At 69.5% G+C, this 13,402-nt stretch carries 14 protein-coding genes and 1 pseudogene; 8 read left to right on the plus strand and 7 right to left on the minus strand.

Annotation, left to right across the window (positions count from 1 at the left end; translation table 11 throughout):
• Positions 1 to 292: 292 nt before the first annotated feature.
• Positions 293 to 948: pseudogene (locus WDV06_RS23410) on the minus strand (transposase); the annotation flags it as partial.
• 130 nt (positions 949 to 1,078) lie between these two features.
• On the opposite strand from WDV06_RS23410, the gene WDV06_RS23415 reads away from it, so the two are divergent.
• Both WDV06_RS23415 and WDV06_RS23420 read left to right on the plus strand, forming a co-directional pair.
• The gene (locus tag WDV06_RS23415) at positions 1,079 to 2,263 is read left to right on the plus strand and encodes an IS701 family transposase (RefSeq protein WP_395511737.1); all 1,185 of its coding nucleotides are present in this window, start codon (positions 1,079 to 1,081) and stop codon (positions 2,261 to 2,263) included.
• A 207-nt stretch (positions 2,264 to 2,470) separates the two neighbouring features.
• The gene (locus WDV06_RS23420) at positions 2,471 to 2,767 is read left to right on the plus strand and encodes a hypothetical protein (RefSeq protein WP_395511738.1); all 297 of its coding nucleotides are present in this window, start codon (positions 2,471 to 2,473) and stop codon (positions 2,765 to 2,767) included.
• A 116-nt stretch (positions 2,768 to 2,883) separates the two neighbouring features.
• Here WDV06_RS23420 and WDV06_RS23425 read toward each other — a convergent pair whose 3' ends face one another.
• The 3 genes from WDV06_RS23425 to WDV06_RS23435 form a co-directional block, all read right to left on the minus strand.
• The gene (locus tag WDV06_RS23425) at positions 2,884 to 3,015 is read right to left on the minus strand and encodes a hypothetical protein (protein WP_395511739.1); all 132 of its coding nucleotides are present in this window, start codon (positions 3,013 to 3,015) and stop codon (positions 2,884 to 2,886) included.
• Between the two features lie 226 nt (positions 3,016 to 3,241).
• Positions 3,242 to 4,231 carry a sigma-70 family RNA polymerase sigma factor gene (locus WDV06_RS23430; protein WP_395511740.1) on the minus strand — a complete coding sequence of 330 codons (990 nt, stop codon included), beginning with the start codon at positions 4,229 to 4,231 and terminating at the stop codon, positions 3,242 to 3,244.
• A gap of 266 nt (positions 4,232 to 4,497) precedes the next feature.
• Positions 4,498 to 4,971 (minus strand): GNAT family N-acetyltransferase, encoded by a 474-nt coding sequence (locus tag WDV06_RS23435; protein WP_395511741.1) that lies wholly within the window; start codon positions 4,969 to 4,971, stop codon positions 4,498 to 4,500.
• 208 nt (positions 4,972 to 5,179) lie between these two features.
• On the opposite strand from WDV06_RS23435, the gene WDV06_RS23440 reads away from it, so the two are divergent.
• Complete coding sequence (locus WDV06_RS23440; protein WP_395511742.1) at positions 5,180 to 6,181, plus strand: hypothetical protein; 1,002 nt, start codon at positions 5,180 to 5,182, stop codon at positions 6,179 to 6,181.
• Between the two features lie 30 nt (positions 6,182 to 6,211).
• On the opposite strand, the gene mscL is transcribed toward WDV06_RS23440, so the two are convergent.
• Positions 6,212 to 6,658, minus strand: coding sequence for a large conductance mechanosensitive channel protein MscL (gene mscL / locus WDV06_RS23445; protein WP_395511743.1), 447 nt, complete (start codon positions 6,656 to 6,658; stop codon positions 6,212 to 6,214).
• An 806-nt stretch (positions 6,659 to 7,464) separates the two neighbouring features.
• Here mscL and WDV06_RS23450 point away from each other — a divergent pair.
• From WDV06_RS23450 to WDV06_RS23465, 4 genes are all read left to right on the plus strand, one after another.
• Positions 7,465 to 7,674: a hypothetical protein gene (locus tag WDV06_RS23450; protein WP_395511744.1), complete on the plus strand. Its 210-nt coding sequence runs from the start codon at positions 7,465 to 7,467 to the stop codon at positions 7,672 to 7,674.
• Between the two features lie 142 nt (positions 7,675 to 7,816).
• Complete coding sequence (locus WDV06_RS23455; RefSeq protein ID WP_395511767.1) at positions 7,817 to 8,449, plus strand: restriction endonuclease; 633 nt, start codon at positions 7,817 to 7,819, stop codon at positions 8,447 to 8,449.
• 47 nt (positions 8,450 to 8,496) lie between these two features.
• Positions 8,497 to 8,982, plus strand: coding sequence for a hypothetical protein (locus tag WDV06_RS23460; RefSeq protein ID WP_395511745.1), 486 nt, complete (start codon positions 8,497 to 8,499; stop codon positions 8,980 to 8,982).
• An 811-nt stretch (positions 8,983 to 9,793) separates the two neighbouring features.
• Complete coding sequence (locus WDV06_RS23465; protein ID WP_395511746.1) at positions 9,794 to 10,015, plus strand: hypothetical protein; 222 nt, start codon at positions 9,794 to 9,796, stop codon at positions 10,013 to 10,015.
• Between the two features lie 22 nt (positions 10,016 to 10,037).
• Here WDV06_RS23465 and WDV06_RS23470 read toward each other — a convergent pair whose 3' ends face one another.
• Positions 10,038 to 10,931: an IS982 family transposase gene (locus WDV06_RS23470; RefSeq protein ID WP_395511747.1), complete on the minus strand. Its 894-nt coding sequence runs from the start codon at positions 10,929 to 10,931 to the stop codon at positions 10,038 to 10,040.
• 339 nt (positions 10,932 to 11,270) lie between these two features.
• Here WDV06_RS23470 and WDV06_RS23475 point away from each other — a divergent pair, with 339 nt between their 5' ends.
• Positions 11,271 to 12,737: a hypothetical protein gene (locus tag WDV06_RS23475; RefSeq protein WP_395511748.1), complete on the plus strand. Its 1,467-nt coding sequence runs from the start codon at positions 11,271 to 11,273 to the stop codon at positions 12,735 to 12,737.
• Here the strand turns inward: WDV06_RS23475 and WDV06_RS23480 are convergent.
• Positions 12,715 to 13,206, minus strand: coding sequence for a hypothetical protein (locus WDV06_RS23480; RefSeq protein ID WP_395511749.1), 492 nt, complete (start codon positions 13,204 to 13,206; stop codon positions 12,715 to 12,717). The genes WDV06_RS23475 and WDV06_RS23480 overlap by 23 nt on opposite strands.
• Positions 13,207 to 13,402 lie beyond the last annotated feature (196 nt).

The raw sequence follows: 13,402 nt of genomic DNA on the forward strand, positions 1-13,402 counted from the left end.
CCTGAACACCGCCTGGAAGTTCACCGGCACCCCGTCCGCCGTCTACGAGTCCGGCCTCAACGCCGCCGAAGTCTTCGTCATCGGCACCGACGGCGTCCTCTCCCACGCCTACAGCGCCGACGGCAAGCCGTTCAGTTCCTGGTACACCCTGGGCGGCGCGAAGTTCCGGACCGGCTGACCTCCGGCCGCGGCCGGCCGCCCGGCCTGTCCGGGGGCCGGCCGCGCAGGCCGTGGTCGGGGGCGGGGCCGTCGTCCTGGCATGATCGCTGTATGAACGACCGAATCATCGCCGCCTGTGACGGGGGCGGCCAAGGGAAACCCGGGTGAACTGCGGGCTGTCGGCGGCCTGCCCCTCGGTCACGAGCAACGCCAGCGGGCGGCACTTGCGGTCGCCGGCGCAATGGATCTTGCTGGTCTGTCCGCCTCTGGAGCGTCCGAGCAGGGCGGCTTTCAGCCGGAGCTTGCGCCGACGCCGGATTCGTCGTCGTTCTTCCCGTTCCGGGTCGTCTGCGGCGGCCCGCCCGTCTTGTTCCTTCGGGTCGCCCCCTTTTGCCGGGCCTTGTCCGCCTCGTCGGCGGCCTTCTCCAGGGCGGCCAGAGTGTCGGAGTCGAGGTGCATCCCGGCGGCGTCGTGGTGGGCCCGCACGGTGGTGGAGTCCACGCTGACCAGCGACAAGTCCACCTCACCCCGCTTCGCGGCTTCCGCGATCAGTCCCTCCAGCAGGGTTTCGAAGACGCCGGCGTCCCTCCAGACCCGGAAGCGACCGTAGACCGTCGGCCAGGGACCGAACTCGGAGGGCATCTCCCGCCACTGGGCGCCGGAGCGGAAGCGCCAGATCACGCCCTCGAACTGATCCCGCAGCATCTCGGGGTAGGGGCCGTACTCGCCGATCGGCAAGTACGGCTCGATGAACGTCCACTGCTCGTCGGTGAGTTGCCTACGCGTCACACACAGCGTCCTACCGGATTCCGCTTTCAGGTGGGCACGAAACCGCAATATTGATCACGACACCACACAGGCCCTTGTACTGCAACGGTCTTTGCCGTGACGGTTGGGCAGGTGGGTCGTTGGGCTGGTCATGGGTGGGGAACGCGTTCAGGCCCGGTCGTGGGCTGGTGAACTGAAGGCTCTGCATGAGCGGTTTGTGCACCGCTTCTCCAGGTCGGAGCCGCGTGAGACGGCCCTTGCCTATATGCGGGGCCTGATCGCTCCGCTGGAGCGGAAGAACGGCTGGACGCTGGCGGAGGAGGCCGGGCATGCGGGTCCGGACAGGGTCCAGCGGCTGCTGAACCGGATCGACTGGGACGCGGACGAGGTTCTCAACGACGTGCGGGAGTACGTCGTTGAGAACCTCGGCGATCCGGATGCGGTGCTGATCGTGGACGACACCGGGTTCCTGAAGAAGGGCGACCGGTCGGCCGGTGTCCAGCGGCAGTACTCCGGCGCGGCCGGCCGGACGGAGAACTGCCAGGTCGGAGTCTTTCTGGCCTATGCGTCCTGTCGCGGTCGCACCCTGATCGACCGGCGTCTCTACGTGCCGGCGTCCTGGACCGAGGACCGGGACCGGTGCCGGCGGGCCGGCATCGACGACACGGTCGTCTTCGAGACCAAGGTCGCAACAGCCAGGGCGATGGTCCGACGGGCCATCGCGGAGAAGATCCCGTTCGGGTGGGTGACCGCGGACGCCGGCTACGGCTTCTCCAAGAGCTGGCGCTCGGAGCTGGAGCGGGCTGACGTCTTCCATGTCATGGCCACCACCCGGCACGACACCGTCGTCACCCGCTGGGCCATGGACCATCCCGTCCATGACCTGTTTCCCGGGCTGCCGCGGCAGAAGTGGAAGCGCCGCTCCTGCGGCGACGGCGCCCACGGACCCCGCGTCTTCGACTGGGCCCGAGTCGAGGTCCGCCCCTGGCACCGAGACGACCGCCGTCACTGGGTGATCGCCCGCCGCAGCGTCCGCAGGCCTGAGGAGATCTCCTACTACATCGCTTACTGCCCCGCGGAAACCACCCTCGACCAGCTGATCCACGTCGTCGGCAGCCGGTGGGCAGTCGAGGAGTGCTTCCAGACCGCGAAGCAGGAGTGCGGCCTGGACGACTACCAGGTCCGCCGCTACCCCGGCTGGCACCGACACATGACTCTCGCCCTGGCCGCCCACGCCTGCCTCACCGTTCTGCGGGCCCGCGAACTGGACGCCGGCAAAGCAGAAACGGATCCTCCGGCCTCGTCCCCCTCAGTCTGCCCGAGCTCCGACGTCTGATCACCCGGCTCACACACCGGCAGGCCACCCCCGTCGAGCATGTCCTGCACTGGTCCCACTGGCGACGCCGCCGGCAGTTTCAGGCCCGACTCAGCCACTACAAACAACGCGGCCACCTGCCACCCGAAACTGCCCAACCATCAGAGCAAAGACCGTTGCAGTACTAACGCGACCTCCAGCTGGACGGGGTACCAAACGCCCGCAGACGTGGCCGGGGCCGCTGCCTGGGGCACGATCGACCCTGACGGCGAGCGGATCATCCTGGACGTCAACATCAAGGACACCGCCCCGGGTGACAGCTATGGGGCCCGCGTCCGGGTCCGCACCACGTACACCATGGGCGAGCCCCGAAACGAGAACCTCAGCGCTTCGAACACGAGCCCCGTGAACAGCGTGACCTGGAACTACGCGAACAGCGCCACCAGGTTCCAGATCCAGGAATGTATCACCAAGGCCGGCACCGACTATCGGTGCGGCAGCTGGTACACCATCTGGTCGCGCTAACGCTGCAGCCAACCGTCACAGGCCGCCAGTCGAGCCGGCCGGAGCAACTGCCCTTGCCGGTCCGGAACAGACTCCTCCCGATGACGTAACCTATGCCCGGTGCTTCCGGGTCCGGTTCAGGCCCAGTCCACGCCCAGCTCCTCGGTGGCTATCCAGTCGCGGGTGCGCTGCAAGTCCTGGAGCTGGACGTCGTCGAGGAAGCGCAGCAGCTCCAGCCGCGACGTGCTACCGGGGGAGTGGGAGTCCATCAGAGGCCGTACTGCGCCCGTCGCTCCTCGCGGCAGGTCTCGCAGAAGGGGTTGGCCGGGGCCCCGTGTCGCGCGCAGGTTCGATGACAGCGGGCGCAGGGGACGGCCTGGCTGGGTGCCGAGGTCGCAAGGGTCGCAGGTCATGCCCGAGGTCACACGAGGTCATCTGAGCTACGAGATCATTGTCAGTCGGAGTGACGGCCCGGCGGCTGGGAGGTGATTCCGGTCAGACACGAGTACCGGCTGGCGAGTCCTCGTCCAAGTGGTCCGGCAGGCCGAAGAGCGGGAACAGGCGCTCGGTGTCACGGAAGGCCGTGATGCCGGTGATCCGGTCGCCGGAGAACTCGACGACTTGCAGTGCCCAGGGAAGGTAGCCGGTGCCGTCCGGGTGGGGTCGGTACTGGCCGAAGGCGGGGGAGCCGTTCGCCGTGGTCGGGACCAGACGCGAGCCGCGGCAGCCGATCGCGGGGCCGTTGAGCCATGCCTGGATGTCGGGTAGACCGCGCATCCATTTCGCGTAGGGCGGCAGGCACAGCGTGGCGTCGACGTGGAGGAGCATGTTCAGCTCCTCCACGTCGTAGCGGGAGAAGGCCGTGGCATATCGCTCGGCCAGCAGTTGACGGACCCTGTCGTCGCACGGGCGGGCGGCCGGCACGCCTGTTGCCTGGCGGCGGTCGGCCAGTGTGGCGCGGGCCCGCTGCAGGGCGCTGTTGGCCGAGGCGACGGTCGAGCCGTGCAGGTCGGCGACCTCACGAGCCGAAAAGCCCAGGACGTCCCGCAGGATCAGAGTGGCCCGCTGCCGGGGCGGGAGGTGCTGCAGCGTGGCGACGAACGCCAGTCGCACGGACTCGCCCGATGCCGCGGCAGCCTCAGGATCACCGCCAGGGCACGGCTCCACCCACAGGGCCGCATCCTCCGGAGGTGCCGGCGGCAAGCTGCCCGCGCTCGGGCCGGACAGGTCCATCGGCAGCGCCCGCCGCTTGCCCGAGGCGACGGCGTCCAGGCAGGCGTTGGTGGCGATGCGGTACACCCACGTCCGCAGTGCAGACCGGCCCTCGAAGCGGTCGATGCTGCGCCATGCCCGGACCAGCGTCTCCTGTACGGCGTCCTCGGCCTCGGCGTAGGAGCCCAGCATGCGGTAGCAGTACCCGGTCAGCTCCCCCCGGAACTCTTCAAGGCTGTCCACCGCCGCGCCGGCCGCCGAGATGTCCCCCACACCGCACTCCTTCAGACAGAAAGTTCCTGGTCGCTGGCCTGAGGCCTCACTGTAGGTCCGGACTGGAGCAGGAGGCTCAGCGCCCTACTGGGGACTTGAGCGCCGTAGTTGGCCGGAGGGGCCATCTACGGCGCTCGGTCTCAGGTCCCGGACGGATGAGCGGGCAGGCCGTCACTGACAGGTTCGGCCGGCCCTGGGGGGAGGGGAGCTGTGAGGGAGTCAGCCCGTTGGCTCTCGTGCGCAGCGGGCCGTCCCGCACCGCCTTTTCACAACGACACGGGTTCCCTATCCGTTGCCAGACGCGCATGGAGTTCCACGTCGAAGCGGACATCGTCGTACTGGAGCTTCTGTCGTTGCTGTCCTTCCACCGCGAAGCCGGCAGCGCGAGCCACACCGCATGAGGCGGGGTTGTTCACCCGGTGCCCAAGCTCCAGCCGGAAGAGTTCGGCATCGTCGAAAGCCCAGCGGGCCACAGCACAGCAGGCACGGGAAGCTATGCCCTGGCCACGAGCCGTTGCCGTCGTCCAGTAGGACACCCATCCAACGGCATGACGCCGATCCACTGAGCCGATGCATACCTGGCCGAGAACGAGGCCACCACCATCGACGACGGCGAAGGAATAGGCAGAATCCGCAACCCATTGGTCACCACGAGCGGCGATCCACCGCTCAGCAGCCTGCACAGAATCAACCGGCTCGACGGACTGTCCACGCATGAGCGGATCCGAGAATGCGGTCATCACCGCCAAGGCATCCCCAGTCGTCCATCTCCGCAACACCAGGCCAGAGGAAGCTTCTACACGATCACGCACAACGCGAGTCTTCCTCACCAGACATCGCCTGTCACGTCCGTTTCGCAGTGGCCTGATCATGGAGCTGGGCGGCTGTCAGGAACGTGAACCAACTTCCGCCACAGCCGGCGCCGTCATTTCCCATCGACATCCAGGCGTGAGGGATCACCGATCGTATTGGGTACTCGGCTCCCAGCGGAACTTCTACGAGTTCCCCTTCGGTATCCAGTACGTGCAGTCCACCGCGGACGGCATCAGGCTCCACCTGGAGAGCAACGCCAGCCTCGACAGCCTGCTGTCCGGTCTGCTGCCCGGGCGGGTGAGGGTCGGTACCGGCGACGACGAGACCACGGCCTCAATGGGTGCCGGATCACAGCACGAAGCGAGCGCGGCATCGAACTCCGCCGCCTCGGACAGCCCACCAGCATCCGGCTCACAGGCCCCTCCCGACGCGCCTTCCAGAAGGCCGAAGCCGCGCTCGCCGACCGCATCCGCGACCACGGAGGCGAGGCCAGCTGGCTCGCCGGCGACACCTGGACCGCCCACGAACGCTGGTGGGAAGACCAGTGCCAGCCAGTGCCCTACGAATCCACGGCGCGACGCGGCCTGGCTCCCCAGCGGACTGCTGCGCCGCCTCGGCCTCCTCCACACCGTCGCCGTCCCCCAAGTCGCCACCGGCCACGAGGCCCGGCCAGGGGAGTGGTGGATTCTGAAGCTGGACCACGACGGCGACACCGCCCTGCGCCGCGCCGAGCTGGTCCAGGCCCTCACCGACCCGGAGGAGCGTCTCGGTCTTGCCGGGGAGGCGGCCGGCCTTGAGCGAGTGGCGCGAGACCTTGCCGGATGCGGCGCGGATGATGCCGCGCGCGAGGTCCCGGGCTTTGGCGAGCCCGTGAAGTGCTCGTCACCGTCCTCAAAGGTGATGAGGGTGGCGGCGCCGTGCTCGGCGGCCTCGCCTGAATGGGCTGCCGGCGAGGGCCGACCGAAACTTGTCGCTGGCGGGCGGGGTCCAGACGGTCGGCCCGCCGAGGAACTCGAAGAGGTCGCCAGGGCCGGTGGTGCGGCCGAGGATCTCACCGTCCACGCGGACCGGGCGTCCGCCCTCGGCGTCCGGCGGGTCGACGGTCAGTGCACGGTGAGGGTGCGTAATGCCCGCTGAGCTGTCAGCGGATGGGTGAGGAGCGACCGGTCATCCGAGGCGCTGGGTTGTCTCTCCGGCCTGTGCGGGTACGGTGGGCAGGGCGGCGACCGTGCAGGAGGCGCAGCGTCGGGCCTGGGCGGGTACGGGGCTGAGGCATTCGGGACAGTCCCGCTTGGGGGCCTGGACGTCCTGGTGCGGGGCGAGGCGTTCGTGCAGCTTGTTGATCGGCAGCACGACCAGGAAGTACAACGCGCTGGCGAGCAGGAGGAAGCTGATCGCCGCGTTGATGAAGGCGCCGTAGGGGAACGCGGTGGCGCCGACGGTGAAGGTCTTGCGGCTCATGTCGCCGGTGGCGCCGGTGGCCAGTCCGACCAACGGGGTCAGGAAGGCGCTGACGAAGCCGTTCACCACGGCGGTGAACGCTGCCCCGATGACGATGCCGACCGCCAGGTCGACCACGTTGCCGCGCAGGATGAAGCTGCGGAAGCCCTTCACCTTTTCACCCCTTCATGATCTTGACGCCGGCGGGCGGCACCGGGAGCCCGGCTTCACCTCTGCTGCCCGGCCGCGCCGCACACATGCCCACTGGACGCACACCTTCGTAGCCGGCCCGGCGTCGTCATCGACTGCTTGCCCTGCTTCTGCCCATCGCCGAAGCTCGCTGTGTCGGTGGCTGCACGCTGTTGTCCAGACTCGGGCCCTGGACACCACCCTGCACGCCCCCGCCCCGGCTCCGAGGACTGAGTGTCCGTCGGAAAGACTTTTCATACTGCGGCGGTGTTGCCGACGCTGCTGGCTCGTCGTCGAACCGCGGTCCGGCGGCGGCGCCAGCAGCAGCAACCGGCACCGCAGCCAGGCGTCCGCCCTGCCGGCCTTCAGCGCTGCGGCTCGGGAGGGGCAGCCCCTGGCCGACGGTCTGCGTCCACGCTCACGGACGCATGGAGCGACGGCGGCCGAAAAGGCTGCTTGATCGCTGCGCACCCCCCGCTTCTCCCTGGCCTGCCTCGGTGGGTTGGGGCGGCGGGGCCCCGCCCGCAGGGTCCGTGTCAACAAGGAGCCCTCCTGTGGTGGTGACTTGGGTGGCAGGCAGGAGCTTCGCACTGCCCGAGGCCAGTGAAGGCAGTGCTGGGAGCTTGGTCGTACTGGGATTCCTCGAACACCCGGACTGCCTTATCCGGCCAGTGCAGCGCGTTACCGCCAATCCCTATTGATCTGGTCATGGTGCCGCTGACCTCCCGCTACACAAGACCAGGGGGCGGTGGTCCGCTGCCCCTGACGGACTTGACAGGGGACTGGACATTTTGCTCACGATCAACGTGGCGGTACTGCTGGCAATCATCGTCGTGCTGCGGCTGCGCCGCCGCACCGAAGCCCGGAGCCGGTTCGACGAGAAGATGACCGTGGTCATCGTTCTGGCGCTGGGCGTCATTCTTGCCCCCACCGACCTGGGTCAGGGCATTGCCAGTCTTCTCGGCCAGTTGGTCAGCGGAGTCTCGCAGGCCGGCCAGTGACCGGCACCCCCGATCCGGAGCAGCGGGCGGCCTGCTCACGTCCTGGCGCGGGTCTTCTCGGGCAGAGCAGGTGAGCGGCCGCGGCCCGGCTCGGCGCTCCACCGGCCACCGTGGCTGGTCCCGGAAGCGGAAGAGCCAGCACCTGGAGCAGGTGGTCCTCGTCGCGGTCGCGGTCACGGCCATCCTCAGCCTGACGGTCACCGCGCTGCGATGGCTGGCCGCGCACCCCTGGATAGTGGCCGCAGTACTGCTGGCAGCCGCCGCGGCAACCGGCGCCTGGGGGTGGCGGCACCGCGAGGCCGCCCGGTGGCAGCAGGTACGGGCGAGCGGCCTGCGCTACGCCCTTGGACAACTCGACGGACTCCACCACCGCGAGTTCGAGTTCGCGGTACGAGACCTGATGCGCCGCGACGGCTGCGCCGACGCAGCACAGGTCGGCGGCCGCGGCGACAACGGCGCCGACGTCAAAGCAACCGACCCCTTCGGGCGCCGCTGGGTCATCCAGTGCAAGCACAAGAAAGCCGGCTGGTCCGGGAAGCCCGTCGGCACCCCCGACCTCCATGTTCTCAATGGCACTGGCCGCCAGGTCCACAACGGCGACATCCTGGTGATGCTCACCAACGGCCGAATCACCGCCAACGCCGCCGCCTTCGCCAAGTCCCAGCGCCTTCACCTGGTCGACCGCCACCTCCTCGCCGAATGGGCAAGCGGAACTCGCCCCCTATGGGACCTCTTGCGTGCCCTGCCTCCAGCTGGCCGCCAAGAAGCTCCCTAGGGCAGGCGCGCCCAGGCACCATCTGCCACGCAGCGAAGAAGAGAATCGTGACAAGCGAACCCCGCACCGACGGCCTGATCACCAAAGAGCAAGCGTGCATCAACGCGCGTCGCGTCCTGGACGCGGCCCGCGAACGCAGGGACGGTTACCGGGCCCGCGGGGTGCTCCCCCCACAGGTCGAATTCATGCTGCGCCGCATCGAGCACGAGCAGCGTACCCAGTCCGCTCTCGACGGCCCTGAAGAGGACGCCGTCCTGCTGTACCTGGCGGCTCGGTGGACATCCCGGGAAGGAACCGCACCCCAAACCTCCCTGCTTCGGCTGGCCAAGGCGACCGGAGTGGAGCTCTACGCGCTCCGCAACGCCTTGGCCCACCTCACCACTGCTTCAGAGGTAAAGCTGTCCTGCGGCAGTCCGCCGGTACCGGCCAACCCGATGGACGTTGCCGAGACCGCCCGCTTCGAGCTGCGCGCGGACTGGCACCTGATCAACCACAGACGCCCGCGCCCACAAGCCCATCCTGCTGCGGAATGAACGAGGCGGGCACCTCGTCCGACACCAAGAGCCGACGCCCTCGCGCCGCTGGTCATCGACTGGTCATGACCGCCAGCAGAGGTCGGGGCGGAGCCTGAGCGTGCTCGCACTCGCTTTGCTGAGATCGGCATCACGGCAAACCGGCTCGACCACCTGATGAACGTGTCGGTACGCCAGCACGTGCGGTTCGCGCGAAGCCCGGCCCCGGGCCCGGTGGCTGGGCATGACGGGCGGCTGTGTGACCGTACGCGGCGCCCGCGTCGTCGGCGCCCCGCAACCGGGCCGGGGACGTGACCGTCTGCGAGGGCCTCGTCGCCGCCCATTGCCCGCACGCGGGCCACACCGTGACCGAGGCGAGCGGGCTGTGGGCAGCGCCTGGGCTGGTCGACCATCACGGTCACGGTGCAGTCGGCCACGACTTCACCGAGCCGGACCCGGCCGCCTGGCGGCGGAATGCTGGACGCCCACCGACGGGCCGGGACCACGACCCTCCTGGCCACCCTCGCCAGCGACACCCCTGCCCGGATGCACGCCGCCACCGAGACCGCAGCCGCCCTCCAGGTGTCCGGCGCGGCGCCCGGCTTGGCCGGCGTCCATCGGGACACCTGCCTGGCGACCCGCTGGCCGACATCGCGGGCCCACCACGGCCACCGCCGGCCCCGACGGAGCCCACTTCGGTCTGGACGACGTCGTCGACGCCGCGGACGTTCGGCTAGCAGCGCCCTGATCTCCTCCCTGCTATCCGGCGAGGTTCCGACACGAGTTGCCTCGGGGATCGCTCGGCACCGCGACGGGGCGCAGACCCTAGTACATGACCGACGAAGATCGTGCGAAGGCCGCCGAGGTCATCGGCCGAGCCCTTGCCGAGCGCCTGGAGGGAAGGGAAGGCAGCAACCCCTACCTGGGTCACCGTTGGCTCGCCGACTGCGAAACCACCGTCTGGCGGATCATCGCCCTGAGCGCCAACGACCCCGACGTCCGTGACGCGCAGACCAGGCAACATGCCTTCCAGGCGGCCTGGGGCGACGACTAGACGAGTAAGTCCGAAGTCTTGGTCAGTGGTCGTAGGCGATCAGTGAGCGGGTGATCGGTGTTCCGTTTGCGCGGTTGTGCCAGATGGCTGCGGTCAGGGTGAGGATGCGTTGGCCGACGCGGGCCAGGACCCCGGCAGGGGTCCTGGCCCCGTGGCGTTCGAGGTCGAGCTGGCCCTTGAGGGTGTCGTTGACCGACTCGATCAGCTGCCGAATCGGCTTGAGGAGGTGTTCTCCCGGCCGGGGTGCGCGGTTGCGGTAGCTGGGCCGCAGAAGGGCCAGGCCGTGCCCGGTCATGAAGGCGTCGAGGTGTTTGGAGACGTAGCCCTTGTCGCCGACGATCGTCTGCCCGGGATGTGTGGCCAGCAGGTCCCGGTCGCCGGCGAGCATGTCGGCGAGGACCTCGCGTTCGTCGATTTTGGGGTTGGCCAGGGCCCACGCGACAGGCAGGCCGCCGGGTGTGCAGAGCAGGTGCAGCCGCAGGCCCCAGAAGAACCGTGAGTGCGAGGGGCAGTAGCCGTAGCCGGCCCAGCCGGCAAGGTCGGAACGCTTCACGGTGGGGCGTGAGCGGGCGCACTCACCCGGGGTGGAGTCGACGATCCACACGTCGTCGTGCCAGAGGTCGGTGTCCCGGGCCAGGGTGCGGATGATCCTGCTGATCAGTGTGTTCGCGGCCCGCAGGCGCTTGTTGTAGCCGGACTGGCCGGGCAGGTAGGGGAACTCGGCGGCCAGGTGACGGCGGGCGAACCGCAGCCAGCGGGCTTCGGAGACGAACCCCAGGACGGCCTGCATCACTGCCACCGTCAACAGCTCGGCATCCGTCAGCCTCGGCGGCCGCCCGAACCGCCGCGTTCCTGCCAGAGAGTCATCAATCTTCACGTACAGTGCTGTCGCGAGGGTTTCGAGGTCTGTCGTCACAAACGGATCAACGAGACCCTCGCTTTTATGCGCCCGAAGACTTCGGACTTACTCGTCTAGGGGCGTCGCCCCGTCCAGGCCGGACTCACGCCCGGCACCGTGCCATCGTTGAGAAAGGTCCGCCGGGAAGTGGCTGTCCCCGGCGCCTGGAACAGAGGGTGGCGGGTCAGGCGTGTACCCGCACGCTACGCCGGAGGAACCCGTCAGGGCAGGTGAAGAACCAGGGCGAGTTCCCCCGTGAGCAGGCTGATTGCCGCGTACGGTGGGCTCGCCGCCCGCCGGCCCGTCCAGCACGGCGGGACACGGCGGTAGGGAACATGGGACGGGAGGACGACCGGGATGACGCAGGCCGCGGTGAGCGAGTTGGACGAACGGGTGCCGGGACGTCGTTGGACGGTGCGCCTGGACGCCGCCGGTCGGGGCAGTACGGCGGTGCGTATCTCGTGCAGCCGGCCCGCCTGTGCCGAGCAGCGTCTGCCGTCCGCGGCTGCCGGCCGGGCGGCCGCGGTCGCCCACATCAAGACCCACCTGCGCGCCACCCCCGCCCCACGAGCCACGGCGTACTGCGCGTGCCGACTGGCGGGCTGCCACACCCATCTGCCCGGCGCGGGCCGTCCACGCACAGAACCCTGGCGGTGCGGCGGCCCGGTCGTCCTGGCCGTGGTCACTGACCGGGAAAGCCGCTGGTGGCAGGTCATGGAGTGCTGTACTCGATGCGCGGCCGCCACCCCCGGAGCGAAAACCGTAGCCACCACCGAGGAACCAGAGTCCTCCGACCCCCAGGTCGCCGGCCCAGTTCCGGCCCCCCGCGCCGCACCGGCACGCCGCCGCCCACCACAGGCGAAGATCGCCCAGCGGATCATCCCCCACGACCTGCGCCCCGTCGTCCTTCGAGACGAACTCATCGACCTCGGCAACCTCTTCCGCGACTACCAGCAGCGCGACCAGCCCGACTTGGAGCTCCTCGCCGACCTCCAGGAGCGCAAGGCCCGCGCCTTCACCGCCTGGGCCGACGCCACCAGCGACGGACCCCTGCGATGGGAGGCACGGCGCGCCGAACAGGCCGCCGCCACCGCCCGCCTCCAGCACCAGCAACGCACCGGCAACATCGCCGTCGACGGCGGGCCGGCCGTGGCCCGGCTGCTGACCGTCCCGGCGCAGTGGGAGCACGCACGCTCCGTCCTCGCGCATGTAGCCGACCACACCCCGCTTCCCGGACCGGAAGCACGGCTGCTCGTGCTGATGCTGACCTTGCGCACCGCGAACACCGGCACCGGCAACCTCGTCGGCCAGGACCTCACCACGCTGGGCCTGACGGGGCCGGAGGAGTTGGTCGAGAAGCTGAGCAGCTGTGGCTGGCTGGGACTTCCTGGCACCGTGGACGAACTGCTCGCCTCCCGGCCGGAGAACGCCACCCCGGTCACCGTTCCCTCACTGGCGCCCGGCGACGACGGGACGGGCCCGTTCACGTTCGGCAAGAAGATGCGGCCCAAGCTCTCCGGCTGGGCTCAGAAGGTCATCTCGGACAAGAAGCTCCGCAAGGCCAAAGCCACCGCCGGCACCCGACTGCTCGCCCTGACGCTGACCACCCAGGCCGACGCCTCGGGACGCCTCGGCCTGGGCGGCCAGGGCATCGCCCTGACCACTCTTGCCGCTTGGGTTCCGGCCGATCCCGGTGAGCTGCAACACCTGGTCGACCAGCTGACGCAAGCGGGCTGGCTCACCGACGCCGCCCTCACCGACACCCACCTCACCGGGCAGCTGACCGAACGCGTCCTCCCACTCATCTGCCCCCTCCGGGCATGAGGCACAGCAGCCGTCCGAGCGGGCCCGTGGCGGAGTCATGTCCAGGCCCGCCGCGGCATCGCCGGTCAGCCGACCAGCTCCTCGGGCAGCCGGTGGGCAGCTTCTTTACCCCTATCTCGTCATGGCAGCTCTTCGTCTCGGACCACACGGCACGCCGGGCGGTGTCCAGGGCCGCCACGCCTGCGCGGGAACCGTCGGGCTCCTGGGCTGCCAGGCGCAGCAGCGGCCCTGGGGCCGGGACGACGACGGCCGGGACCTCCAGGGTGGTTGCTCCCGGCCGCCAGGCCATCATCAGCTCGGGGTCGCGCAGGCTTGAGTGCCAGGAGGGAGCGGGCATGCCGAGCACTCGCTCCAGGCGGCGCCAGGTCGTGCCGTAGTACTTGTCGGGGCCGTCGGCGTCGATCGCCTCCAGGCTTGGGCCGTGGGGCGGACTGTAGTTCGGGCTCCACCACTGCCAGGGCCACGGCATCTTCGGCCAGCTCCTGCAGCAGAGCGTGGCTCGGGACCGTCATCCCCATCTCACCGCGCACCGTGTGCGCGAGCACGACCTCCCCGAACTGCGTCTCCCACCGGTACAGCACCCAGCCACGGCGCCGCGCCGGAGGCAGGAACCGCGCCGGCCCCTCGGCTGCGGCCTCCCACAGCAGCCGCGTCGCCTTCCCAGA

It is taken from the genome of Streptomyces racemochromogenes, from assembly GCF_044129415.1.
In the GTDB taxonomy this organism is placed as follows: domain Bacteria; phylum Actinomycetota; class Actinomycetes; order Streptomycetales; family Streptomycetaceae; genus Streptomyces; species Streptomyces racemochromogenes_A.

What these genes read in the sequence shown, in the direction of transcription:
- WDV06_RS23435 (WP_395511741.1), bottom strand. Translation starts at nt 4,971, where the DNA reads ATGACCGCATTCTCGGATCCGCTCATGCGTGGACAGTCCGTCGAGCCG.
- WDV06_RS23480 (WP_395511749.1), bottom strand. Translation starts at nt 13,206, where the DNA reads ATGCCGTGGCCCTGGCAGTGGTGGAGCCCGAACTACAGTCCGCCCCAC.
- WDV06_RS23465 (WP_395511746.1), top strand. Translation starts at nt 9,794, where the DNA reads ATGACCGACGAAGATCGTGCGAAGGCCGCCGAGGTCATCGGCCGAGCC.
- WDV06_RS23475 (WP_395511748.1), top strand. Translation starts at nt 11,271, where the DNA reads ATGACGCAGGCCGCGGTGAGCGAGTTGGACGAACGGGTGCCGGGACGT.
- WDV06_RS23415 (WP_395511737.1), top strand. Translation starts at nt 1,079, where the DNA reads ATGGGTGGGGAACGCGTTCAGGCCCGGTCGTGGGCTGGTGAACTGAAG.
- WDV06_RS23425 (WP_395511739.1), bottom strand. Translation starts at nt 3,015, where the DNA reads ATGGACTCCCACTCCCCCGGTAGCACGTCGCGGCTGGAGCTGCTGCGC.